This window comes from Pseudomonas sp. CFSAN084952 (assembly GCF_009648855.1).
GTDB lineage: Bacteria > Pseudomonadota > Gammaproteobacteria > Pseudomonadales > Pseudomonadaceae > Aquipseudomonas > Aquipseudomonas paracarnis.
Genome location: NZ_CP045767.1, coordinates 3,682,909 through 3,705,522, shown reverse-complemented (window position 1 = coordinate 3,705,522; position 22,614 = coordinate 3,682,909). Strand labels below are relative to the sequence as shown.

Genomic DNA, 22,614 nt, shown 5'->3' with positions numbered 1-22,614 from the left:
CAAGGGATTAGCTGGCTGACGCACCGCTATCGCAGGCAAGCCAGCTCCCACATTGGGTTTAGTGTTCGGCTTCTTAGAACGTCTGGCCCAGGTTCAAGTACACCGCCTTCTGATTATCATCATTGAACCCATAGCTGAAATTCAGCGGCCCCAAGGGTGTATCAAACCCCAGGAAAATACTTGCAGCGTTGATATAGCCGCTATCGAACTCGTTATCGTTGTTCCACGCCCGACCCCGTTCCAGGGATGCACCCAGGTACAACGGGAAGTCCAGTGGCAGGTAAGAGCGGGGGGTGAGCCTGCGGTAGTACACCGCGCGCATCAGGCTGATGTTCTGCCCCGAAATCGCATCCTGGCGGAAGCCTGATAATTGCCGTGCGCCTCCTAGCAGGAAGCTGGAAATCACCACATCCGAATCGTCCAGGGTGCGCCCATAGCGGCCGCCCAGTATCAGGGTGTCCGGGCCGTGGCTCATGGCCTTGTCCAGCTTGAATTCCCACTGGCGGTAGCGCTGGTCCGAGCCCAGGCCAGGTTCGAACTCGCGAAAGGCCAGGCCGATGTCTTCGCCGCTGTGGGGGAAGTACACGTTGTCCAGGGAGTCGAAGGAATATTTGAGTTCATAGAAGCCTTCGCTGAAGCTCACGCTTGGCAGGTCGCGGTCGCCAATGCGCACGTCCGCCTTGCCCCAGGCTTCGCCCACGCCAAAGCGGATCTCGCCGCTGTTGCCGATCTGCCGGCCCACGTTCAAACCGAAGCCATAGCGTTCCAGGCGGTATTCGGAGATGGGGTCGTTATCCAGGATCAGCTCGACGTTCTGCGCCTCGGCCCTGATGTAGGGGGCCACAAAGTAACGTGAGCCGGTGTCCATGGGTTGGTAGAACTCGCTGTAGAGCTCCTGCCGATCACCGATCTGCACCCGTGTGAGCCATTCCGCGCCGAGGCGGTTGATGCCGTTCACGCGGTAACTGGCGCCGAGGTTGAAGGCGCTGTCGCCGCGCATGTCGTCCGAGAGGTTCAAGCCCAGGCGCAGGTAGTCGGTGCCGCTGCGCTTGCCGCGTGCGCTGATCACCAGGGTGTTGTCCTGGCCTTTTTTTACCACGCGGTATTGCACCTGCTCGAAGTAATCCAGGCCGTACAGAGTGCCCATGTCTGATTGCAGGCGGCCCAGGTTCAACGGTTCTCCCAGCCCCTGGCGAATGTAATAGCGGATAACGTCATCACTGACCTTGGAGTCGTTCTCCACCTGGATTGCGGTGATTACCGGGGTGCGTTCGCCCGGTGTGCGGGCGGCTATCAGGTCGGCGTCGATGGGTTCGGCAGGGCGCAGGTGTGCCAGGCGTACGTCGAGGGCACGGGTGGCGCGGTAGCCGGCATCGATCATGTCCTTGGCGCGGCCAAAGTCGGTGACGCCATAAGCGGCCAGCGGCGGTTGGATCAACACGTCCTTGGGGTTCAGGGCCTTGAGTTGTTCCTCGGAGTTACGCCGGGTCATCAGGGTGATGGACTGGTTGAGCACGTCCACCACGGTGGCCAGTTGTTTGCGCGAGCGCAGCGGGGTGCCGATGTCGACCACGATAGCAATATCGACGCCCATCTCCCGCGCCACATCCAACGGGATGTTGTCGGTCATACCGCCGTCCACCAGCAGGCGGCCATCCAGCTCCACCGGGGCGAACACCGCGGGAATCGACATGCTGGCGCGTATCACCTGGGGCAGGTGGCCTTTGCTGAAGACTACTTTTTCGCCGGTGGTGATGTCGGTGGCCACGGCGCGGAATGGGATCGGCAGCTTGTCGAAGTTACGCGTGTTGCTGCTGTGGGCGAACATGCTTTCCAGCAGCAACGCCAGGTTCTGGCCCTGGATCACGCCCAGCGGCAGGCCGAGGCTGCCATCGTCGCGGAAACTGAGTTTTTGTTTGACCAGGAAATCCCGGTCGTCCTGTTTGCGCCGAAACGGTACATCTTCACGCGGTGGCGCGTCGGACAGGGCCTGCTGCCAGTCGATCCCCAGCGCCAACTTCTCCAGCTCGTCAATTTTGTAGCCCGACGCATACAACCCGCCAATCACCGCGCCCATACTGGTGCCGGCAATCGCATCGATATGAATACCTTGCTCTTCAAGCGCCTTGAGCACGCCGATATGCGCCAGGCCACGGGCGGCGCCGCCGGACAGCACCAGGCCGATTTTCGGGCGGGGGGCTTCTACCGCGTCGGCAAGTAGGGGGACAAGGCACAGGAACAGGCAAGACAGCAGGCGGCGCATCATCAATCTCGTGGCTGGGCGACAAAGGCCGCTATTATAGCCACCCGATTCGCTGAGCCTGTTACGCCAGGAGCCGCTTAATGATGTCTGCATGCAAACCCGAGATCGTGATCACCTATTGCACCCAGTGCCAGTGGTTGCTGCGCGCCGCGTGGCTGGCCCAGGAGCTACTCAGCACCTTTGCCGATGACTTGGGGCGCGTGGCACTGGAACCGGCCACCGGCGGGGCCTTTCGCATTACCTGCGATGGCGTGCAGATTTGGGAGCGCAAGGCCGATGGCGGTTTTCCCGAGGCCAAGGTGCTCAAGCAGCGAGTGCGCGACCAGATCGACCCGCAGCGCGACCTCGGGCATAACGACCGTACCGTCTGAAGTCAGGCCGGCGCCGGTTGCTTGGCCTGGCTGGCGCTGCCCATCAGGCCGGAGAGCACGATGGCGACGATGATCAAGGCGCCGCCCAGCAGCATGCGCAGGGTCGGGGTTTCGGCAAACAACAGCCAGGCCACGGTGATGCCGTAGACCGGTTCCATCGCAAACACCACCGACGCGGTGCGCGCCTTGATCACCGCAAGGCTGGCAACAAACAGGCTGTGGGCCAAGCCGGTACAAAACACCCCCAGCAGCCCGATCCACAGCCAATCTATTCCACGCACATCTGCCAGCCCCGGCGCGGCCACGGGCAGCAGGAGCGCGGCGACCACGACGTTCTGGCACAGCGCGGCCTGTACCGCAGGAATGCGCCCTGAACTGGCGCGATTGTTCAGCGACAACAACGAGAACAACAGCCCCGAGGCGATGCCCCACAGCAGCCCGCCCGTGGCTTCGCTGGCGAGATTGAAATCCGGGGTCACAAGCACCAGGCCAACGGTGACCAGCACCACCAGCAGTACTTCATTGGCCCGAATACGCTCGCGGAAAATCAGCCCCTCAAGGATTACGGTAAAGGCCGGAAATGCGGTGAACCCCAGGGTCGCCACGGCCACACCCGCGACTTTGACAGCGATAAAGAACGTCACCCAATGGGCGGCCAGCACGACGCCGCTGACCAGCAGGCGACGCCAGTCACGCATCTCCAGTTTTTTCCAGGGAGCGTTGCTGGCAAAGCGGGCGAATACCGCCAGGGCCAGCACGGCAAACGCGGCCCGGCCGAATACGATGATGGCAGGGGAGGCCGCCGCCAGCTTGCCGAACACGCCGGTGAGGCCAAACATCAATGCGCCGATATGCAGGGCGCCAAGGGCTGAGCGGGGAGTCATTGCGATCCTTGATCCAACAGGGGGTGACAGCCTCGCAGTCTAGAGGGTTGGAGAATGGGCGTCTGTCGCGGGCCGGGTGATTTTTAGCGCAAGACTCTTGCTAGCCCGCCCGACGCAACGCCCCGGGTGAGGCGCCAAACGCCCGTAGCATGGCCGCGCAAAATGCACTTTGCGAGGCGTAGCCGACGCGCTCGGCAATCTCGCCGATGGGCAGGGAGGTTTCGCGTAAAAGCCTGAGCGCCATGTGCAAGCGACGACTGCGTAGATAGTCCATCGGCGTTTGCCCGCACTCCGCCATAAACCGCGCATGCAGGCGCGGCACGGACAAATCGGCAATCCGTGCCAGGTCGGCCACCTGGAGCGGACGCGCCGCATGGCGCTCGATATGGCTATTGAACGCGGCATAAGGCAGACGCCGGCCAGGCAGCGGTTGACCCTGAGGGTGGTTGAGGCTGGCCAGTAACAACACGGCGCCTTGCTGGACGATCAGCGGGTCGTGCACCGGGCTTTGTGCCAGCCACTGCACCAACTGGTGTTGCCGGGCATCCAGCGCTAGGCGTGCGGGTTGGTCGAGCAAGCGGCGGCTGGCATCGGCATGTTCGCCCAAGGATTGCACCACCCAGTGCTCGGTCGGCACATCCAGCACCAGGCAGCGGCTGCCATCGCGGCTGATGCAGGCGTGGTGGGTGGAGAAGGGCAGCACCATCACGCTGCTTTCGCGCACCTGGCTGCCACGGCCATCGACTTCCAGGTCCAGGTGCCCGGAAAGGCCGAACACCAACTGCGCATGGTCATGGCTGTGGGCAATGGGCGCTTCGAGGTAGTGGCGTAGCGTGAGGGTCGGGCTCATCGCGGTCTCCAGGGCGGCAAGCTGTCAGTCTACAACGCTTGGCGAGCGACGGGCGCTGTCATCAGACTGACGCACGCTTGTCATGCACTATTAATCGCCAAGGCGCAAGCTCGCCAAAACAGCGTCGAGGGATGCCCATGACCCGTGCCGAGTTCACCAAGCCCAGCCGCAAGCAACGGGTGCGAACCCTGTGGATTTCCGACGTGCACCTGGGCACTCGGGATTGCCAGGCCGAACACCTGTCGCACTTTCTCAAGGGCTACCATGCCGACAAGGTCTACCTGGTCGGTGACATCATCGACGGTTGGAAACTGCGCGGTGGCATGTATTGGCCCCAGGCTCACACCAACGTGATCCGCCGCTTGCTGACCATGGCCAAACGTGGCACCGAGGTGATCTATGTCACCGGCAACCATGACGAGTTCCTGCGTCGCTATTCCAAGCTGATCCTGGGCAATATCCAATTGGTCGATGAGGCTGTACACGTCACCGCCGATGGCCGCCACTTGCTGGTGATTCATGGCGACCAGTTTGATGTGATCACGCGCTATCACCGCTGGCTCGCCTTCCTCGGCGACTCGGCCTACGAATTCACCCTGACGCTGAACCGCTGGCTGAACCACTGGCGTGCGCGGTATGGCTACGGTTATTGGTCGCTGTCGGCGTACCTGAAACACAAGGTCAAGACGGCAGTGAGTTTTATCAGCGATTTCGAAGAGGCGATTGCCCACGAGGTGACCAAGCGTGAATTGCACGGGGTGGTGTGCGGGCATATTCACCATGCCGAGATTCGCAAGGTGGGCGAGGTGGATTACCTCAACTGCGGGGATTGGGTGGAGTCGTGCACGGCCTTGATCGAGCACTGGGATGGGCATATCGAGTTGTATCGGTTGGCGGATGCGCAGGCCAAAGAGGCACTGCTAAAGGCCGAAATGGTCGCTGGCTGAACCTGTGGCGAGGGAGCTTGCTCCCGTGACGGCCTGACAGCCGACGCTGATCTACCTGACACCCCACGATTCAAATGTGGGAGCGGGCTTGCCCGCGATGGCGGCGGGTCAGGCAATTGATCTGCAACTGAACCACCGCCATCGCAGGCAAGCCAGCTCCCACAGTTAATCCTGTTGCTTCAGTTGGAAACGTCGGCGATGGCTTGAGCCAGCAACGTCAAGCGCGTTGCATCAACACCGGCCACGTTAGCCCGCCCCGAACTGACCATATACACACTGTGCTTTTCGCGCAGTTGCTTGACCTGCTCGGCACTCAAGCCGGTATAGGAAAACATCCCACGCTGCGTGCCGATATGTGCGAATTTCTCGGCCAGGCCATGGGGCGCAAGCGCTTCCACCAATCCTGCGCGCAGATGGGCGATCCGCGAACGCATGGCCTCGACTTCCTCGCTCCACTGCTTTTTCAGCTGTGCATCACCGAGGATGGTCGCCACCACGGCAGCACCGTGATCCGGCGGTGTCGACCACAGGTTGCGAGCGATATTCGCCAGTTGGCTGCGTACATCGGTGAGCTTTTCGGCATCCGCCGCACAGACGATCAATGCACCCACGCGGTCGCGATACAGGCCGAAGTTCTTCGAGCAGGAGCTGGTGATCAGCACTTCCGGCAGCTCGGCGGCAAACAGGCGCACCGCCCAGGCGTCCTGTTCCAGGCCATCGCCAAAGCCCTGGTAGGCGAAGTCGATCAGCGGCAGCAACTGGCGTTCAAGCACGATCTGCAAGACCTGACGCCAGTCATCCTGGGACAGGTCAAAGCCGGTCGGGTTATGGCAGCACGCGTGCAGCAATACCACGTCGCCCTTGGGCACGCTGGACAGGGTTGCCAGCATTGCCGTCACATCCAGGCGGTTGTCGCTGCCCACGTAAGGGTAATGACTGACCTTGAGCCCGGCTTTGGCAAAAATGGTTTCGTGGATCGGCCAGGTCGGGTTGCTCAGCCACACGCCACGGCCCGGCAGGCTGTGGGCGATAAAGTCGGCACTCAAGCGCAGGGCGCCGGTGCCGCCTGGGGTTTGCGTGGCGCCAGCGCGGCGGTCACGCAGCAAGGCCGAGTCGGCGCCGAGCACCAGTTGGCTGATCAGGCTGCCGAACGCTGCATCGCCATGCCCACCGATATAGGTCTTGGTCACTTGGGTGTCGACCAGGCGCTGTTCCGCCAGCTTCACCGAGTGGGGAATCGGCGTCAGGCCTTGCTCGTCCTTATAGACACCTACGCCCAGGTCGAACTTGTTCGGGTTGGCGTCCTGGGTATACAGGTCCATCAACCCGAGAATCGGGTCGCCGGGCACGCGGTCGATGGCATCGAAATGCATTACTTGCGGCCCTCGGCAGTCTTGGCCACTTCGTCGGTGCGCGCGGCCATGATGAAGTCGTTGCGGTGCAGGCCCTTGATGGAGTGGCTCCACCAGGTCACGGTGACTTTGCCCCACTCGGTGAGCAGGCCAGGGTGATGGCCTTCGGCTTCGGAAATTTCACCCATGGCGTTGGTGAAAGCCAGGGCGAATTTGAAGTTCTTGAACAGGAAAACCTTTTCCAACTGCATCACGCCGTCGCGCACTTCGATGTTCCAGTCAGGGATCTGCTTGATCAGCACCGGCAGTTCTTCATCGCTGACTTGCGGGGCATCGGCGCGGCAGGCTTCGCAGTGGGCTTGGTTCAAGGTGGTCATGGAAGGTGTCCTGAATTCGAATGATTGAAGGTCAGTGGCGTTACCCTAAAGCAACGCGGGGCCAGGGAACAGACTCACCTGGCCTTAAAACGTGAGGTTCACGCGGCTTTGGGTTTGGGCGGAAATTTCGGTGCGTGCAGACCCAACTGCATGCCGCGCTCGACCATGCCCATGATGTCTTCCTGCGCCACGTCGAACAGGCGCTTGAGCTCGGGCAAGACGAAGTACAGCGGTTGCAGGATGTCGATGCGATAGGGGGTGCGCATCGCTTCCAGCGGGTCGAAGGCCTGGTGCTCGGGCTCGTCCGACAGGCAATACACACTTTCTTTAGGCGACGACAAAATGCCGCCACCGTAGATACGCCGGCCCTGAGGCGTGTCCACCAGGCCGAACTCGATGGTCATCCAGTACAGGCGCGCCAGGTACACCCGTTGCTCCTTGGTGGCCGCCAGGCCGAGCTTGCCGTAGGTGTGGGTGAATTCAGCGAACCAGGGGTTGGTTAGCAGCGGGCAGTGGCCAAAGATCTCGTGAAAAATATCCGGCTCTTGCAGGTAGTCCAGTTCTTCACGGGTGCGGATAAAGGTCGCCACCGGAAACTGCTTGCTGGCCAGCAATTCAAAGAAGGTCTGGAAGGGAATCAGCGCCGGCACGCGGGCGACTTGCCAACCGGTGGTGTCGGCCAGCACCTTGTTGATCTCGCCCAGTTGGGGGATGCGGTCCAGGGGCAGGCCGAGCTTGTCGATGCCGTCCAGGTATTCCTGGCAGGCGCGGCCCTCAATCACCTTCAACTGACGAGTGATCAGGGTATTCCACACCGCGTGTTCTTCTGGCGGGTAGTGGATAAAACCTTGCGCATCGGGCTCGCGGGCCACGTACTGCGTCTGCTTCATACGGCTCTCCTGCTAGGCATTCGTTCTTGTTATGTCCTGGGATGCCTCTATTGATAACCGGATAGGCGCAGGATTCCATCAGCCTTTAGCCAATGCGTGTAGGAAAAATTACCGATATTCGTAAAGAATTCGTTACGATAGGCTCGCTTCTCGCAGCTATGGGCTGGGAATAGCTGCCGTACTGTCACATAATCTTGACGACTATCTGCGCCTAGCGACAAAAAGAGGCGGCGCCTACTTCTTTTTCGAGTTTTTCCATGCGTATCAAAGTGCACTGCCAGAACCGCATCGGCATCCTGCGGGACATCCTCAACCTGCTGGTGGAGTACGGCGTCAACGTCGCCAAGGGCGAAGTCGGCGGTGAGCATGGCAATGCCATCTACCTGTTCTGCCCCAACCTGGTGAACATGCAATTCCAGGCGTTGCGCCCGCAGTTCGAGGCGATTGCCGGAGTGTTCGGGGTCAAGCGGGTAGGGCTGATGCCCAGCGAGCGGCGGCATATGGAACTCAATGCGTTGCTCGGTGCCCTGGAATTCCCGGTGCTGTCCATTGATATGGGCGGCTCCATCGTGGCCGCCAACCGGGCGGCGGCGCAGTTGCTTGGCGTGCGGGTAGATGAAGTGCCGGGGATTCCCCTGTCGCGTTATGCCGAGGATTTTGACCTGCCGGAACTGGTGCGCGCCAGCAAGTCGCGAATCAATGGCCTGCGGGTCAAGGTCAAGGGCGACGTATTTCTGGCGGATATCGCGCCGCTGCAATCCTCCGAGCACGACGACAGCGAAGCCATGGCCGGCGCCGTGCTCACCCTGCACCGTGCCGACCGTGTCGGTGAGCGTATCTATAACGTGCGCAAGCAAGAGCTGCGCGGTTTCGACAGCATCTTCCAAAGCTCCAAGGTCATGGCCGCAGTGGTGCGTGAAGCGCGGCGCATGGCGCCGCTGGATGCGCCGCTATTAATAGAAGGCGAAACCGGCACCGGCAAGGAGCTATTGGCCCGGGCCTGCCACTTGGCCAGCCCGCGGGGGCAGTCGCCGTTGATGGCGCTCAACTGCGCGGGGTTGCCCGAGTCGATGGCCGAGACTGAACTGTTTGGCTATGGTCCCGGCGCATTTGAAGGGGCGCGGGCGGAAGGTAAATTGGGCCTGCTTGAGCTGACGGCGGGCGGTACCTTGTTTCTCGACGGCGTGGGAGAAATGAGCGCGCGCTTGCAGGTCAAGCTGCTGCGCTTTTTGCAGGATGGTTGTTTTCGCCGGGTGGGCAGTGATGAAGAGGTGTACCTGGACGTGCGGGTGATCTGCGCGACCCAGGTAGATTTGTCGGAACTCTGCGCCCGGGGTGAGTTTCGTCAGGACCTTTATCACCGGCTGAATGTGCTGTCGTTGCATATCCCGCCGTTGCGCGAATGCCTGGATGGCCTCGCGCCGTTGGTCGAGCACTTTCTCGACCAGGCCAGCCGGCAGATCGGTTGCCCACTGCCCAGGCTGGCCCCTGCGGCCATGGACAAACTCAGCCACTACCACTGGCCAGGCAACGTGCGGCAACTGGAAAACGTGCTGTTCCAGGCGGTGTCGTTGTGCGAAGGCGGCACGGTCAAGGTTGAACATATTCGCTTGCCCGATTATGGCGTGCGTCAGCCGCTGGGCGATTTTTCCCTGGAGGGGAGCCTGGAGGATATCGTCGGGCGCTTTGAGAAGGCGGTGTTGGAAAGCCTGTACGCCGAACACCCGAGCAGCCGCCAGTTAGGCAAGCGCCTGGGGGTGTCGCACACCACCATTGCCAACAAGCTGCGTGATTACGAAGTGCTCAAGGCCGATCGCAGTTAAAACGGTGGGAGCTGGCTTGCCTGCTATAGCGGATTGTCAGTTGGCATATCAGTGCCTGCCCAACCGCTATCGCAGGCAAGCCAGCTCCCACATTGGTTGGGTGTTGCCCACGCAATCAGCGCCCGGCCTCAATCCCCTGTGGGAGTGGGCTTGCCCGCGAAGGCGGCGTGTCAGTCAATGATTCTGTCGCTGAACTAACGCTATCGCAGGTAAGCCAGCTCCCACATTGGTTGGGTATTGCCCCCGCAATCAGCGCCCGGCCTCAATCCCCTGTGGGAGCGGGCTTGCCCGCGAAGGCGGCGTGTCAGTCAATGATTCTGTCGCTGAACTAACACTATCGCAGGCAAGCCAGCTCCCACATTGGTTGGGTATTGCCCCCGCAATCAGCGCCCGGCCTCAATCCCCTGTGGGAGCGGGCTTGCCCGCGAAGGCGGCGGGTCAGTCAATGATTCTGTCGCTGAACTAACACTATCGCAGGCAAGCCAGCTCCCACATTGGTTGGGTATTGCCCCCGCAATCAGCGCCCGGCCTCAATCCCCTGTGGGAGCGGGCTTGCCCGCGATGGCGGCGGGTCAGTCAATTAATCTGCAACTGAATCAGCACGATCGCAGGCAAGCCCGCTCCCCCTTTGATCTCTACCGGTTTGAAGGCCGGTGTTTGCCGCAGGCGGCAGTAGTCCGCCGTTTTTTCGACTGTTTCTCCCATCACCTCTTTCAGCTACCTCCACGAAACCCCCGCCCAGCCTGGACTTTCGCCTCTTTTGAAAAGTTGGTTCGCAAATTGCTTAAGCCTCCTCAGTACAGCGGTGGGCGGCAAGCGTCCGTCAGAAAGAGGATAGAGCGTGGACAAGTACCTTTATGTGGCAATGACCGGCGCCAGCCAGAATGCACTGGCGCAGAAGGCCCATGCCAACAATCTGGCGAACATTTCCACCAACGGCTTTCAGCGCGACCTGGAACAGGCGCGTTCGATGCCAGTGTTCGGTGACAGCTTTCCGGCGCGGGCGTTTGCCATGACCGAACGTCCGGCTACCGACTTTTCACCGGGCGCGATGATCGAAACCGGCCGCGACCTCGACGTGGCCGTCAGCGGCGACGGCTGGATGGCGGTGCAAACCCCCGATGGCGGCGAAGCCTACGTGCGCAGCGCCAGCATGAACGTGGATGCCTTGGGCGTGCTGCGGGCCGGCAACGGTATGCCGATCATGGGCAACGGTGGCCCGATTGCCGTGCCGCCCCAGCAGAAAATCGAAGTGGGTTCGGACGGCACCATCAGCATCCGTGCCATGGGCGAAGGTCCGCGGGTGATGGCGGAAGTGGACCGTATCAAGATGGTCCAGCCTGACCTCAAGAACATGACCAAGGGCCTGGACGGCACCATCCACACCAAGGATGGCCAACCGGCCCAGGCCGACGCGAATGTGCGGCTGACCTCGGGTTTCCTGCAGGCGAGCAACGTCAATGCCGTGGAAGAAATGACCGCGGTGCTGGCGCTGGCCAAGCAGTTCGAGCTGCATATCAAGATGATGAACAGCGCTAAAGAAGACGACCAGGCCATGACGCGCGTCATGCAGATGAGCTGATCCAAGCCCATTAACTAATTTGCAACGCAGCGCCAACCATCCGGCGCACGAAGGAGAACAGCATGCTTCCGGCTCTATGGGTTGCCAAGACAGGCCTGTCCGCCCAGGACACCAACCTGACGACCATTTCCAACAACCTGGCAAACGTGTCGACCACGGGCTTCAAACGTGACCGCGCCGAGTTCCAGGACTTGCTCTATCAGATCAAGAAGCAACCGGGCGCCCAGTCGACCCAGGACAGCGAACTGCCGTCGGGCCTGCAACTGGGTACCGGTGTGCAGATCGTCGGCACCCAGAAAAACTTCAGCGCCGGTAACCTGCAGCAAACCGGCCAGCCCCTGGACATGGCGATCAATGGCCGCGGCTTTTTCCAGGTACTGCAACCGGATGGCACCACCTCTTACACCCGTGACGGCACCTTCCACCTGGACTCTAACGGCCAGATCGTGACCGCCAACGGTTTCGCCCTGGAGCCTGCTGTCGTGGTGCCGCCCGACGCCAAGACCTTCACCGTCGGCAACGACGGCACCGTGTCCATCACCGTCGCTGGCAACCCAGCGTCCCAGGTGATCGGCAACCTGCAAACCGCCGACTTCATCAACCCGGCCGGCCTGCAGGCGATGGGCAACAACCTGTTCCTGGAAACCGCCTCCAGTGGCGCGCCGCAAATCGGCACCCCTGGCTTGAACGGCTTCGGCACCACGCTGCAAAGCACCCTGGAAACCTCCAACGTCAGCACCGTTGAGGAGATGGTCAACATGATCACCACCCAGCGCGCCTACGAGATGAACTCCAAGGTGATTTCCACCGCCGACCAGATGCTTTCGTTCGTTACGCAAAATCTGTAATCAGTCTATGGGGCGCCCTTGAGGGTGCCTGCAACACCGTGAGGTTAGGGTCATGAATCGCTATGTTTGTGTGTTGGCATTGAGTGGGATCGCCGTGCTTGCGGGCTGTGTCGCCCCCACGCCAAAGCCCAATGACCCGTACTACGCGCCGGTGTTGCCACGCACACCGCTGCCGGCGGCGGCCAACAATGGCTCGATCTACCAGGCCGGTTTCGAGCAGAACCTGTACAGCGACCGCAAGGCGTTCCGGGTCGGTGACATCATCACCATTACCCTGAATGAGAAGACCCAGGCCAGCAAGAACGCCAACTCGCAGATCGGCAAGAACAGCAAGACCAGCATCGGCCTGACCTCGCTGTTCGGCGGCGGCCTGAACACCAACAACCCGCTGGGCAGTGGTGACCTGAGCCTGGACGCCGGCTACAGCGGCGACCGTGCCACCAACGGCAAGAGCGCGGCAGGGCAGGGCAACAGCCTGACCGGTTCGATCACCGTGACCGTCGCCGACGTATTGCCCAACGGCATCATTGCCGTGCGTGGTGAAAAGTGGATGACCCTCAACACCGGCGACGAGTTGGTGCGCATCGCCGGCATGGTCCGCGCCGATGACATCTCCACCGACAACACCGTGCCGTCGACGCGCATTGCCGATGCACGCATTACCTACTCGGGCACCGGTTCGTTTGCCGATGCGAGCCAGCCGGGCTGGTTCGACCGCTTCTTCCTCAGCCCGCTGTTCCCTTTCTAGGTGGCCATTTTGAAGTTCAAACAGCTGATGGCGATGACGCTTTTGCTGGCCTTGAGCGCTGTGGCCCAGGCCGAGCGCCTGAAGGACATCGCCAGTATTTCCGGCGTGCGCTCCAACCAGTTGATCGGCTATGGCCTGGTCGTGGGGCTTAACGGCACGGGTGACCAGACCACCCAGACGCCGTTCACCCTGCAAACCTTCAACAACATGCTCTCGCAGTTCGGCATCAAAGTGCCGCCAGGCTCGGGCAACGTGCAGCTGAAGAACGTCGCAGCGGTGTCGATCAGCGCCGATCTGCCCGCGTTCGCCAAGCCGGGGCAGGTGGTGGATATCACCGTGTCGTCCATGGGTAACTCCAAGAGCCTGCGCGGCGGCACCTTGCTGATGACGCCGCTCAAAGGTATCGACGGCAACGTCTACGCCATTGCCCAGGGCAACCTGGTGGTCGGCGGTTTTGACGCCGAAGGCCGCGACGGCTCGAAGATCACCGTCAACGTGCCGTCGGCCGGGCGTATCCCCGGTGGCGCCACGGTTGAACGCACCGTGCCGAGTGGTTTCAACCAGGGCAACAGCCTGACCCTGAACCTCAACCGCTCCGACTTCACCACCGCCAAGCGCGTGGTCGACAAGATCAACGACATGCTCGGCCCTGGCGTGGCCCAGGCCATCGACGGCGGCTCGGTTCGCGTCACTGCGCCTCTGGACCCAAGCCAGCGTGTGGACTACCTGTCGATCCTGGAAAACCTTGAGGTGGACCCAGGCCAGGCCGTGGCTAAAGTCATCATCAACTCGCGCACCGGCACCATCGTGATCGGCCAGAACGTCAAGGTTTCGCCAGCGGCGGTGACCCACGGCAGCCTGACGGTGACCATCACCGAAGACCCGATCGTCAGCCAGCCTGGGCCGTTGTCCGGTGGCCAGACGGCCGTGGTCCCGCGCTCGCGCGTCAATGCCCAGCAAGAAGCCAAGCCGATGTTCAAGTTCGGCCCCGGCACCACCCTGGACGAGATTGTCCGTGCGGTGAACCAGGTGGGCGCTGCGCCCGGCGACTTGATGGCGATCCTCGAAGCTTTGAAGCAGGCCGGCGCGTTGCAAGCCGACCTGATCGTGATCTGAGGCCATGGCCATGGATATGCGCAAGAGCGGTATCAGCAGCACGGCGGACTCGGGGTCTTACTCCGACCTGAACCGGCTTAACCAGCTCAAGGTCGGTGCCGACAAAAACAGCGAAGGCAACCTGCGCAAAGTGGCGCAGGAATTCGAGTCGCTGTTTTTGAACGAGATGCTCAAGTCCATGCGTTCGGCCACCGAGGCCCTGGGCAAGGACAACCCGCTGAACACCCCGGCCGCCAAGCAATACCAGGAAATGTACGACCAGCAATTGGCGGTGTCGATGTCCCGCGAAGGTGGTGGTATCGGCCTGGCCGATGTGCTGATGCGCCAGATGCAGAAGAACAAGCCGGTGGAGGCCCAGGCCGCCACCTTGCAAGGCCCGGCGGCGGATGCGCCGGTGAAGAAAGTCGATGTGCCGACCGAGATTGCCGCCGGTACCCAGGCCGAAGGCCCGTTGGGCCGCTCCAATGGCCAGCGGCCTTTGTGGGCGTATCGCGTGGCCGTGCCTGAGGGCGCCAGCACCCATGCCAACGACATGGAACTGATGAACCAGCGCCGTATCGCCTTGCCCAGCAAGCTGGCCGACCGCCTGCTGGCCGGCATCGTGCCGAACGCTCCGGTCGAAGCCAAAGCCGCGCCCCTGCGTAACAGCGCTGCCGACGACACGGTCATCAACAGCAGCGCGCGTAGCTTTGCCGTGCCGAGCGGGCGCATGCAGGTGTATGGCCGCGCCATTGCGCAGCCACCGCTGGCGCCGGCCAAGAAAGCCTTCAGCTCCCAGGATGAATTCGTCGCCACTATGCTGCCGATGGCCAAGGCCGCCGCCGCACGTATCGGTATCGACCCCAAATATCTTGTGGCCCAGGCCGCGCTGGAAACCGGCTGGGGCAAATCGGTGATGCGCGCCGAGGACGGCAGTAGCAGCCACAACCTGTTCGGCATCAAGGCTGGCCAGAGCTGGCAGGGCGGTCAGGCCCGGGCGATCACCAGCGAGTTTCGCGATGGTGCGATGGTCAAGGAAACGGCGCAGTTCCGTTCCTACAGCTCGTATCAGGACAGCTTCCACGACCTCGTGACTTTGCTGCAAAGCCATGATCGCTATAAAGAAGTTGTGAAATCAGCCGACAACCCGGAACAGTTTGTACGCGAGTTGCAAAAAGCCGGTTATGCAACCGACCCGGATTACGCCAGCAAGATTTCGCAGATCGCAAAAAACATGAACAGTTACCAGAACTACGCTGCCGCTGGCGCAACCACACATTTATAAGGTCTGAACCATGAGTTTGCTCAGTATCGGGATGTCAGGGCTCAATGCCGCTCAAGGATCGTTGTCGGTCTTGAGTAATAACATCGCCAACGTGAATACCCCAGGGTACTCGCGTCAGCAGACCACGCAAAATACCAACGCATCAAACCCGTTCGGCGGCGTGTACATCGGCAGCGGCACCACCCTGGCCGATGTGCGCCGGGTGTACAACGAGTACCTGGACACCGCTTACCAGAACAGCACGGCGCTCAATAACGACGCCAAGGCGTACCTGGACCAGGTGGGGGCCGTCGACAAAGTGCTGTCGGACAAAACCACCGGTCTGTCCTCAGTGCTCAGTTCGTTCTTCGCCACCCTGCAAACCGCCGCGTCCAACCCCAGCGACCTGTCGGCCCGCCAATTGCTGGTGACCAACGCCCAGACCCTGAGCAGCCGTTTCAACTCGATCTCCACGCAGTTGACCCAGCAGAAAGAGACCATCAACAACCAACTGAGCAGCATGACTGATCAGGTCAACCAATTGACCGCCTCGATTGCCTCGCTTAACCAGCAGATCTCCCAGGCCCAGGGCAGCTCCAATAGCGCCCCAGCCAACCTGCTGGACTCGCGTAACGAGGCAGTACGCTCGCTCAATGAGTTGATCGGTGTCACGGCCACCGAGAAAAACGGCCAGTTCAGCGTGACCACCGGCAGCGGCCAGTCCCTGGTAGAGGGCGGGATCTCCAACAAGATTTCCGCGGCACCAAGCAAAACCGATAACAGCCAGTACACCATCCAGTTGGACATGAACGGCACCAGCCTGGACCTGGGCTCGGTGATCAGCGGCGGCAGCATCGGTGGCCTGTTGCGCTATCGCAGCGATGCCTTGATGCCGGCCATCAATGAGCTGGGGCGTATCGCCATTGCCACCGCGGACACGCTCAACAGCCAACTGGGCCAGGGCCTGGACCTCAATGGTGACTTTGGCGTTTCGCTGTTCAAAGACATCAACAGCGCGGCCGCCATTGCCTCGCGCAGCCAGGGTGCCTCGGGCAACAGCGCCGGCGCGGGCAACCTGAACGTGACGATCAAGGACAGCAGTCAGTTGTCCACGTTTGACTACACCGTGACCTTCAGCGACAAGACCGATCCTAACAAAATCACGGTGTTGCGCTCGGACGGCAAGGCCATGGGCACCTTTGACATGAGCGCTACACCGCCGCCGACCCTGGATGGTTTCACCCTGGCGCTGGACGGCAAGGGCACCATGGCGTTTGGCGACAGCTTCAAGGTCAGCCCCACCGCCACGGGCGCCAGCGGTATTGGCGTGGCGCTCACCGATGCGAACAAGCTGGCGTTTGCCGGCCCGTTGGCAGGTACCAGCAGCAAGACCAACAGTGGCACGGGCACCTTTACCCAGCCGGCTTTGACAGTGCCTTTGGATATCCATGGCGGCACTGACACTGCCCAGTTGCGCGCCGGTATTGAAAACTCGATGCCGGTGAAGATGGTGTTCGGCAAGCCTGCCGCCGACGGAACGCAGTCGTATACGATCAGCGACTCCAAGGGCAACCCGATTGGCACCGGCTCGATCATTCCGGGGCAGGGCAACAAGATCACCGTGGACGTGCCAATGCGCGACGCCAGCGGTGCCGCCATTCCCGGCAAGAGCTTCAAGTTCGACACCACTGTCAACGGCTCCCCGGCAGACGGCGACAGCACCACCTTTGCCTTCAACAGTGGTGGCAAGTCCGACGGCCGCAACGCCCAGGAACTGCTGAACCTGCAAACCAAGGCCACCGTCGGCATGGGCGAGGGCAACGCGGGCACCAGCCTGGTGGGTGCCAACAGCAAGCTGGTCTCGACCGTGGGTGCCAAGGCCAGCCAGGCCGGGGTCGACACCGCCGCCACCGGTGCGTTGCTCAGCGCCAACAAGGAAGCACGCAACTCGGTATCCGGGGTCAACCTGGATGATGAAGCGGGCGACATGATCAAGTTCCAGCAGTACTACACCGCGTCGTCGCAGATCATCAAGGCTGCGCAGGAAACCTTCACCACACTGATGAATGCTCTTTAAGGGAGGCTGGGACGATGCGTATTTCTACACAGCAGTATTTCGAGACCAGCTCTGCCAAGTACCAGAGCAACTATTCCAGCGTGGTCAAGGCCCAGGACCAGGCCAGCTCCGGCGTGCGCGTGCAAACCGCCGCAGATGATCCGGTGGCGGCGGCGCGGTTGTTGATGCTGCAGCAGCAGAAAGACATGCTGGCGCAGTTCAATGGCAACATCGACACCCTGAAAAACTCGCTGACCACCCAGGACGGCGTGCTGGAAAATATCAATATCGCGATTCAACGGGCCAGTGAGTTGGCGCTCAAGGCGGGTAACGTCGGCATCAGCGACGCTGACCGCAAGTCGACGGCCGCCGAGATTGGCGCCATTGAAGACCAGATCCTGGGCCTGCTCAATACCAAGGACGCCAGCGGCAATTACTTGTTCTCCGGCAGCAAGACCGATACGCCGCCCTACGCCCGCAACAATGACGGCACCTACAGTTACCAGGGCGATGACACGCCGTTGAGCCTGCAGATCGCAGAGAACCTGTCGGTTGCCATGGGCAATACCGCCAAGAGCATGCTTGAAAGCTCAGCGAATACGGGCCGTACGCAAACCGCGCCGATCCTCGTGCCGCCAGCGGTCGACGATGGCAAGGTCACCGTATCTGCCGGGCTGATCGCGGCCAACAGCAGCTATAACAGCAGCTTTTCCGATGGTCAGCCGTATAAGCTGACCTTCACCAGCAGCACCCAATACGTGGTCACGGACAATGCTGGCAAGGACATCACTTCGGAGATTCCAGGCAACGGCACTTTCGATGCCACCAAGGAAGGCGGCTCGACTATCAACCTGCGCGGGGTCAAGTTCGACATTGGCTTGAACCTGGGCAAAGACGCACTGGGCAAAGACATACTGCCAGGCGCGCCGTCGGACGCCATCGTCAAGGATCGCGAGTTCAGCCTGTCGGTCAAGCCGGACACCTTCAGCGTTTCGCGCACCCCGAGCAATCCGTCCACCGCGCAACTGAGCGGCGGCACGGTGAGCGATCCGGCGGCGTACGCCAGCACCTTTCCCAACTCGGGCGTGATCGTGAAGTTCGGTGCCGCCGGCGCCTATGACCTGTATGCCCAGCCGTATAGCGCAGACAGCAAATCCATCGCCAGTGGCACCCTGGCGGCCGGCGCCACCACCATCACGGCGGCAGGGGTGACCTTTGATGTCACCACCGCACCGGCACCGGCAGCCGGCGACCAGTTTGCGATCAGTGCCACCAGCAACAAGAACGAGAACGTCCTCGACACCCTGAGCCATCTGCGCAAAATCCTGGAAACGCCGTCAGACGGCAACCCGGCGGCGCAGAAGGAGCTCAAGGATGTGGTGGCCAAGTCCATTGGCAACCTGACCAATGCCTACGGCCAGATCGACCAGGCGCGTGGCTCCCTGGGCGCGCGCCTCAATGGCCTGGACATTCAGTCCAAGGAAAACGTCAGCCTGGACCTGGCCAATACCACCACCATGAATGCCCTGGGCAATGTCGACTTCGCCGAAGCCGCCATCAACCTGAGCTTGCAACAAACCATGTTGCAGGCCTCGCAGTTGGCCTTCGTGAAAATCTCGCAGTTGAGCCTGTTCAACAAGATGTAAACGGCGTTCAGTCAAGCGGCCCGCTCTGGAAACAGGGCGGGCCGTTGTCGTTTCGGGGGCTTAATTGTTGAAACGTTTTGCATAAACCACGCAAAATTGAGTGACCTGTGAGTCATAAAGCGCATCTTCACTGTATCGTGTGAAAAGGATAAGTCGTCACAGGGCCTTCATCGGGCGGCTTTCAGCGGGATTTTTATGGGGTTATCCCCTTTATTGTCAGCACTTCCGGCATAGCCCGAGGGGTGTTCTCCAGCTATTTAGTATTGGGAAGCCACAATGATTGGCATAAAAAGCATCGCCAGTTACGTGCCGGCGGACGGGATCGATAACTACGCCCAGGGTGCCAAGTTCGCCAAGGATGAAGAGTTCATCATCGGCAAGATCGGCTCGGCGTTCCTGCCGCGCAAGGAAGCGGCACAGGAAACCTCGGATCTGTGTGTCGAGGCGGTCAACGCCTTGTTTGCCAACAACCCGCAATTGAAGCGCGAATCCATCGACGCGCTGATCGTCGTCACCCAGAACGGCGATGAAGAGGGCCTGCCTCACACGGCCGCCATCGTGCAGGACAAACTGGGCCTGCCAACTCACGTGGCCGCCTTCGACATTTCCTTGGGCTGCTCCGGCTACGTCTACGGCATCTACGCGATGAAGGGCTTCATGGAAGCCGCTGGCCTGAAAAACGGCCTGCTGATCACCGCCGACCCGTATTCCAAGATTGTCGACCCGGAAGACCGCAACACCACCATGCTGTTCGGCGATGCCGCCACCGCCACCTGGATGGGCGAGGACGCGCCATGGCTGCTGGGCAAATCCAAGTTCGGCACCGACGGTTCCGGCGCACCGCACCTGAAGGTCAGTGACGGCGTGTTCTTCATGAATGGCCGCCAGGTGTTTAACTTCGCTTTGCTCAAGGTGCCTGCGCACTTGCACGAGCTGCTCAAAGAGTCGGACCTCAAGGCCGATGACATCGATGCGTTCTGCATCCACCAGGGCAGCGCGGCCATCGTCGACGCCGTGGCGCGCCGTTTTGAAGAAGCGCCGGTGGACAAGTTCATCAAGGACATGGTCGAGACCGGCAACACCGTGTCGTCGAGCATCCCGCTGCTGCTGGAAAAGCACGTGATGGACGCCACCTGGAAGCGCGTGGCAATCAGCGGCTTTGGCGTGGGCCTGTCGTGGGGCTCGGCGATTCTCTATCGTCCGTGATGCATTAGCCGTTGCACAAAAAACGCCGATGATCGAATGATCATCGGCGTTTTTTTATTGGCGCCAGAAAAGCCAATGAAACCGGGCTTCTGCGCCTGCATAAGCCCTTGAAATACAAGGGCTGGCACAGGGCTACTAAAAAAAATCAAAAAAATCCTCAAGCAACCGGCTACCACGACGATAACTATTACGTAGGTTCTCTAGGCCACACCCGGCGGTCGCCAGGGCCGGAAGCCGCAGTATCCAAACCACGAGGATTTCGTCATGGCATTATCAGTAAACACCAACATCACCTCCCTGGGTGTCCAGAAGAACCTGAACAAAGCTTCCGACGCTCTGAGCCAGTCGATGAACCGTCTGTCCTCCGGCCTGAAAATCAACAGCGCCAAAGACGACGCTGCCGGCATGCAGATCGCTAACCGTCTGAACAACCAGGTCAAAGGTCTGAACGTTGCCATCGCCAACGCCAACAACGGCGTGTCGATTGCCCAGACCGCTGAAGGCGCGATGCAAGAATCCACCAACACCCTGCAGCGTCTGCGTGAACTCGCCCTGCAAGCGGCCAACGGTGATAAAAGCGACGCTGACCGTGTTTCCCTGCAGCAAGAATTCACCGCTAAAGTGGGCGAGCTGAACCGTATCGCCAGCACCACCACCTTCGGTGGTCGTAACCTGCTGGACGGCTCGTTCAGCAACGTAGCGTTCCAGATCGGCGCCAATGCCAACGAGACTATCTCGTTCGGTATGACCGATATCAGCTCGACTGCGCTGAAGGGTAACTACAAAGAAGCTGCTGTAGATGGCGTTGCGATGAAAGGCCTGGCCGCTACCGCTACTGGTTCGGTATTGGGCAATAGCGCAATGAAAATTGGCGCAGCCGCAGCAACCGCTACCGTTGCTACCGACGCGTTCACTATCAACGGTACTGAAATTGCTCTCGGTGTTGCCGCCGCTGGTGTTCCGGCAGCTACTGCTGCACTGACTGCCATCAACGCTCAAACCGCAACCACTGGTGTTACCGCTACTGCCGATGCCGCTGGCGTCGTAACCCTGACCTCGAAAAACGACATTGTCCTGGGCGCTTCGGCTACCGCTGGCGCGACAGACGGTTTGGCCAAGCTCGGTCTGGGTGCAGCAGCCACCGTTCCATCCAACAGCAACCTCAAGGCTGACGGTGCCATCTCGGTCAATGGCACAGCCGTAACTTGGTCTGCTACTGACACCATGGCTTCTGTGTTGACCAAGCTTGAAAACGCGGCTGGCGGTGCGGCGACAGGCGCTTCGGCCACTTTCACTGATGGCCGTGTCAAATTGACTTCGGGTGACGGTGCGGACATCAAGCTGTCCAACACTTCGAGCGGTTCGCTTTCCCAGTTGGGTCTGTCGGCCGGTACTACCCAAGCCAAACTGACCGCTGACACTTCGATTGACGTGAACGGCGTCGAAGTGAAGTTCAAGAAGGGTGACACTGCTGATGCAGTAGTAGCCTCGATCAACAGCGCCAGCACCGGTGTTCAAGCCAGCAAAAACGCTGACGGCACCCTGAACCTGTTCGCTGACAAAGACATCACCATCAAGGATGGTAGCGCCGGTACTGGCCTGGCTGCACTGGGTCTGACCGCTGTTGCAGCGGCCGGCACCAAAACCGCCGTCACCATGGAAACCAGCGTTTCCGACCTGAACATCCTGACTGCCGCTTCTTCGCAGCAGGCCATCCAGGCTCTGGACGATGCTATGCAGCAGATCGACAGCCAGCGTTCGCAGCTGGGTGCCGTACAAAACCGCTTCGCCAGCACCGTGGCCAACCTGCAGAGCATTTCGCAGAACTCCTCCGCTGCCAAAGGCCGCGTAGAAGACGCTGACTTCGCTTCTGAAGCCGCTGAGCTGACCAAGCAACAAACCCTGCAACAGGCTTCCACTGCGATCCTGTCCCAGGCCAACCAACTGCCATCGTCTGTTCTGAAGCTGCTTCAGTAATAGCGCTAGCGGTTAAATAACGGGAGGGTGCGTTTAACAACGTGCCCTTCCGTTTTTTCAGTTTGGAGGTGGTGACATGGACATGAGCATCAAGCTGACCTCGTCTTACCCCGCAGCCACGGCCCCGGCCAACCTTGGCGCAGTGGTGACCCAGGCCAAGCCTGTGGCCAACAATGAGCCGATCAAAAGTGAAGAGCCGCAGCGCGTGGCGCTGGAAAAGGCTGTTACCGATATGCGTGAGTTTGTGCAGGCTTCACAGCGCAACCTGGATTTTTCCATCGATGACTCTACCGGCAAGGTAGTGGTCAAGGTGATCGCCACTGACAGTGGTGAAGTGATTCGACAGATTCCATCGGAGACCGCGCTGAAATTGGCGCAGAACCTGAGCGATGCCGGCAGCCTGCTGTTTGATAGCAAGGCTTGAGTTGGCACGAA

The 22,614-nt window shown here is 60.7% G+C and carries 19 protein-coding genes; 13 read left to right on the top strand and 6 right to left on the bottom strand.

Annotation, left to right across the window (positions count from 1 at the left end; translation table 11 throughout):
* Positions 1 to 73 precede the first annotated feature (73 nt).
* Positions 74 to 2,263 (bottom strand): patatin-like phospholipase family protein, encoded by a 2,190-nt coding sequence (locus GH769_RS16760; RefSeq protein WP_032903134.1) that lies wholly within the window; start codon positions 2,261 to 2,263, stop codon positions 74 to 76.
* 83 nt (positions 2,264 to 2,346) lie between these two features.
* Between GH769_RS16760 and GH769_RS16755 the strand changes: the two genes are divergently transcribed.
* On the top strand, positions 2,347 to 2,634 hold the full coding sequence (locus GH769_RS16755; protein ID WP_014719371.1) for a SelT/SelW/SelH family protein: 288 nt from the start codon (positions 2,347 to 2,349) through the stop codon (positions 2,632 to 2,634).
* Between the two features lie 2 nt (positions 2,635 to 2,636).
* Here GH769_RS16755 and GH769_RS16750 read toward each other — a convergent pair whose 3' ends face one another.
* Positions 2,637 to 3,518 (bottom strand): DMT family transporter, encoded by an 882-nt coding sequence (locus GH769_RS16750; RefSeq protein WP_019818408.1) that lies wholly within the window; start codon positions 3,516 to 3,518, stop codon positions 2,637 to 2,639.
* A gap of 100 nt (positions 3,519 to 3,618) precedes the next feature.
* The gene (locus GH769_RS16745) at positions 3,619 to 4,368 is read right to left on the bottom strand and encodes an AraC family transcriptional regulator (RefSeq protein ID WP_014719369.1); all 750 of its coding nucleotides are present in this window, start codon (positions 4,366 to 4,368) and stop codon (positions 3,619 to 3,621) included.
* Positions 4,369 to 4,505: 137 nt separating this feature from the next.
* Between GH769_RS16745 and GH769_RS16740 the strand changes: the two genes are divergently transcribed.
* A complete protein-coding gene (locus GH769_RS16740; RefSeq protein ID WP_014719368.1) occupies positions 4,506 to 5,315 on the top strand; it encodes a UDP-2,3-diacylglucosamine diphosphatase in 810 nt (269 codons plus the stop codon).
* 179 nt (positions 5,316 to 5,494) lie between these two features.
* On the opposite strand, the gene GH769_RS16735 is transcribed toward GH769_RS16740, so the two are convergent.
* The 3 genes from GH769_RS16735 to phhA form a co-directional block, all read right to left on the bottom strand.
* The gene (locus tag GH769_RS16735) at positions 5,495 to 6,688 is read right to left on the bottom strand and encodes an amino acid aminotransferase (RefSeq protein WP_032903135.1); all 1,194 of its coding nucleotides are present in this window, start codon (positions 6,686 to 6,688) and stop codon (positions 5,495 to 5,497) included.
* Entirely contained in the window at positions 6,688 to 7,044 is a 357-nt protein-coding gene (locus GH769_RS16730; RefSeq protein WP_003192995.1) for a 4a-hydroxytetrahydrobiopterin dehydratase, read from the bottom strand. The genes GH769_RS16735 and GH769_RS16730 overlap by 1 nt, the downstream gene beginning before the upstream one ends.
* A gap of 98 nt (positions 7,045 to 7,142) precedes the next feature.
* Positions 7,143 to 7,934: a phenylalanine 4-monooxygenase gene (gene phhA / locus GH769_RS16725; RefSeq protein ID WP_014719366.1), complete on the bottom strand. Its 792-nt coding sequence runs from the start codon at positions 7,932 to 7,934 to the stop codon at positions 7,143 to 7,145.
* A 257-nt stretch (positions 7,935 to 8,191) separates the two neighbouring features.
* Here phhA and GH769_RS16720 point away from each other — a divergent pair, with 257 nt between their 5' ends.
* The 11 genes from GH769_RS16720 to GH769_RS16670 all read left to right on the top strand — a co-directional run bounded on the left by GH769_RS16720 (position 8,192) and on the right by GH769_RS16670 (position 22,603).
* Positions 8,192 to 9,757 (top strand): sigma-54-dependent phenylalanine hydroxylase transcriptional regulator PhhR, encoded by a 1,566-nt coding sequence (locus tag GH769_RS16720; protein WP_032903136.1) that lies wholly within the window; start codon positions 8,192 to 8,194, stop codon positions 9,755 to 9,757.
* A gap of 841 nt (positions 9,758 to 10,598) precedes the next feature.
* Positions 10,599 to 11,339 (top strand): flagellar basal body rod protein FlgF, encoded by a 741-nt coding sequence (locus tag GH769_RS16715; protein WP_003192988.1) that lies wholly within the window; start codon positions 10,599 to 10,601, stop codon positions 11,337 to 11,339.
* Positions 11,340 to 11,401: 62 nt separating this feature from the next.
* Complete coding sequence (gene flgG, locus GH769_RS16710; protein WP_003192986.1) at positions 11,402 to 12,187, top strand: flagellar basal-body rod protein FlgG; 786 nt, start codon at positions 11,402 to 11,404, stop codon at positions 12,185 to 12,187.
* A 52-nt stretch (positions 12,188 to 12,239) separates the two neighbouring features.
* Positions 12,240 to 12,935, top strand: a complete 696-nt coding sequence (gene flgH / locus GH769_RS16705) for a flagellar basal body L-ring protein FlgH (protein WP_014719364.1) — start codon at positions 12,240 to 12,242, stop codon at positions 12,933 to 12,935.
* 6 nt (positions 12,936 to 12,941) lie between these two features.
* Positions 12,942 to 14,051 carry a flagellar basal body P-ring protein FlgI gene (locus tag GH769_RS16700; RefSeq protein ID WP_162236634.1) on the top strand — a complete coding sequence of 370 codons (1,110 nt, stop codon included), beginning with the start codon at positions 12,942 to 12,944 and terminating at the stop codon, positions 14,049 to 14,051.
* Between the two features lie 4 nt (positions 14,052 to 14,055).
* Entirely contained in the window at positions 14,056 to 15,315 is a 1,260-nt protein-coding gene (flgJ, locus tag GH769_RS16695) for a flagellar assembly peptidoglycan hydrolase FlgJ (protein WP_032902465.1), read from the top strand.
* Between the two features lie 10 nt (positions 15,316 to 15,325).
* On the top strand, positions 15,326 to 17,371 hold the full coding sequence (gene flgK / locus GH769_RS16690) for a flagellar hook-associated protein FlgK (RefSeq protein ID WP_032902462.1): 2,046 nt from the start codon (positions 15,326 to 15,328) through the stop codon (positions 17,369 to 17,371).
* 14 nt (positions 17,372 to 17,385) lie between these two features.
* The gene (locus GH769_RS16685; RefSeq protein WP_014719360.1) at positions 17,386 to 18,996 is read left to right on the top strand and encodes a flagellar hook-associated protein 3; all 1,611 of its coding nucleotides are present in this window, start codon (positions 17,386 to 17,388) and stop codon (positions 18,994 to 18,996) included.
* Between the two features lie 276 nt (positions 18,997 to 19,272).
* Positions 19,273 to 20,202, top strand: coding sequence for a ketoacyl-ACP synthase III (locus tag GH769_RS16680; protein WP_014719359.1), 930 nt, complete (start codon positions 19,273 to 19,275; stop codon positions 20,200 to 20,202).
* Positions 20,203 to 20,466: 264 nt separating this feature from the next.
* Positions 20,467 to 22,179, top strand: coding sequence for a flagellin (locus GH769_RS16675; protein WP_032902460.1), 1,713 nt, complete (start codon positions 20,467 to 20,469; stop codon positions 22,177 to 22,179).
* A 76-nt stretch (positions 22,180 to 22,255) separates the two neighbouring features.
* A complete protein-coding gene (locus GH769_RS16670; protein WP_153649866.1) occupies positions 22,256 to 22,603 on the top strand; it encodes a flagellar protein FlaG in 348 nt (115 codons plus the stop codon).
* Positions 22,604 to 22,614 lie beyond the last annotated feature (11 nt).

Bases quoted from the DNA above. Each gene is read 5' to 3' on its own strand.
- GH769_RS16755 (WP_014719371.1), top strand. From the start codon at position 2,347: ATGTCTGCATGCAAACCCGAGATCGTGATCACCTATTGCACCCAGTGC.
- GH769_RS16760 (WP_032903134.1), bottom strand. From the start codon at position 2,263: ATGCGCCGCCTGCTGTCTTGCCTGTTCCTGTGCCTTGTCCCCCTACTT.
- GH769_RS16675 (WP_032902460.1), top strand. From the start codon at position 20,467: ATGGCATTATCAGTAAACACCAACATCACCTCCCTGGGTGTCCAGAAG.
- GH769_RS16745 (WP_014719369.1), bottom strand. From the start codon at position 4,368: ATGAGCCCGACCCTCACGCTACGCCACTACCTCGAAGCGCCCATTGCC.
- phhA (WP_014719366.1), bottom strand. From the start codon at position 7,934: ATGAAGCAGACGCAGTACGTGGCCCGCGAGCCCGATGCGCAAGGTTTT.
- GH769_RS16685 (WP_014719360.1), top strand. From the start codon at position 17,386: ATGCGTATTTCTACACAGCAGTATTTCGAGACCAGCTCTGCCAAGTAC.
- GH769_RS16740 (WP_014719368.1), top strand. From the start codon at position 4,506: ATGACCCGTGCCGAGTTCACCAAGCCCAGCCGCAAGCAACGGGTGCGA.
- flgK (WP_032902462.1), top strand. From the start codon at position 15,326: ATGAGTTTGCTCAGTATCGGGATGTCAGGGCTCAATGCCGCTCAAGGA.
- GH769_RS16720 (WP_032903136.1), top strand. From the start codon at position 8,192: ATGCGTATCAAAGTGCACTGCCAGAACCGCATCGGCATCCTGCGGGAC.
- GH769_RS16735 (WP_032903135.1), bottom strand. From the start codon at position 6,688: ATGCATTTCGATGCCATCGACCGCGTGCCCGGCGACCCGATTCTCGGG.
- GH769_RS16730 (WP_003192995.1), bottom strand. From the start codon at position 7,044: ATGACCACCTTGAACCAAGCCCACTGCGAAGCCTGCCGCGCCGATGCC.
- GH769_RS16750 (WP_019818408.1), bottom strand. From the start codon at position 3,518: ATGACTCCCCGCTCAGCCCTTGGCGCCCTGCATATCGGCGCATTGATG.
- flgG (WP_003192986.1), top strand. From the start codon at position 11,402: ATGCTTCCGGCTCTATGGGTTGCCAAGACAGGCCTGTCCGCCCAGGAC.
- flgJ (WP_032902465.1), top strand. From the start codon at position 14,056: ATGGCCATGGATATGCGCAAGAGCGGTATCAGCAGCACGGCGGACTCG.
- GH769_RS16670 (WP_153649866.1), top strand. From the start codon at position 22,256: ATGGACATGAGCATCAAGCTGACCTCGTCTTACCCCGCAGCCACGGCC.
- flgH (WP_014719364.1), top strand. From the start codon at position 12,240: ATGAATCGCTATGTTTGTGTGTTGGCATTGAGTGGGATCGCCGTGCTT.
- GH769_RS16680 (WP_014719359.1), top strand. From the start codon at position 19,273: ATGATTGGCATAAAAAGCATCGCCAGTTACGTGCCGGCGGACGGGATC.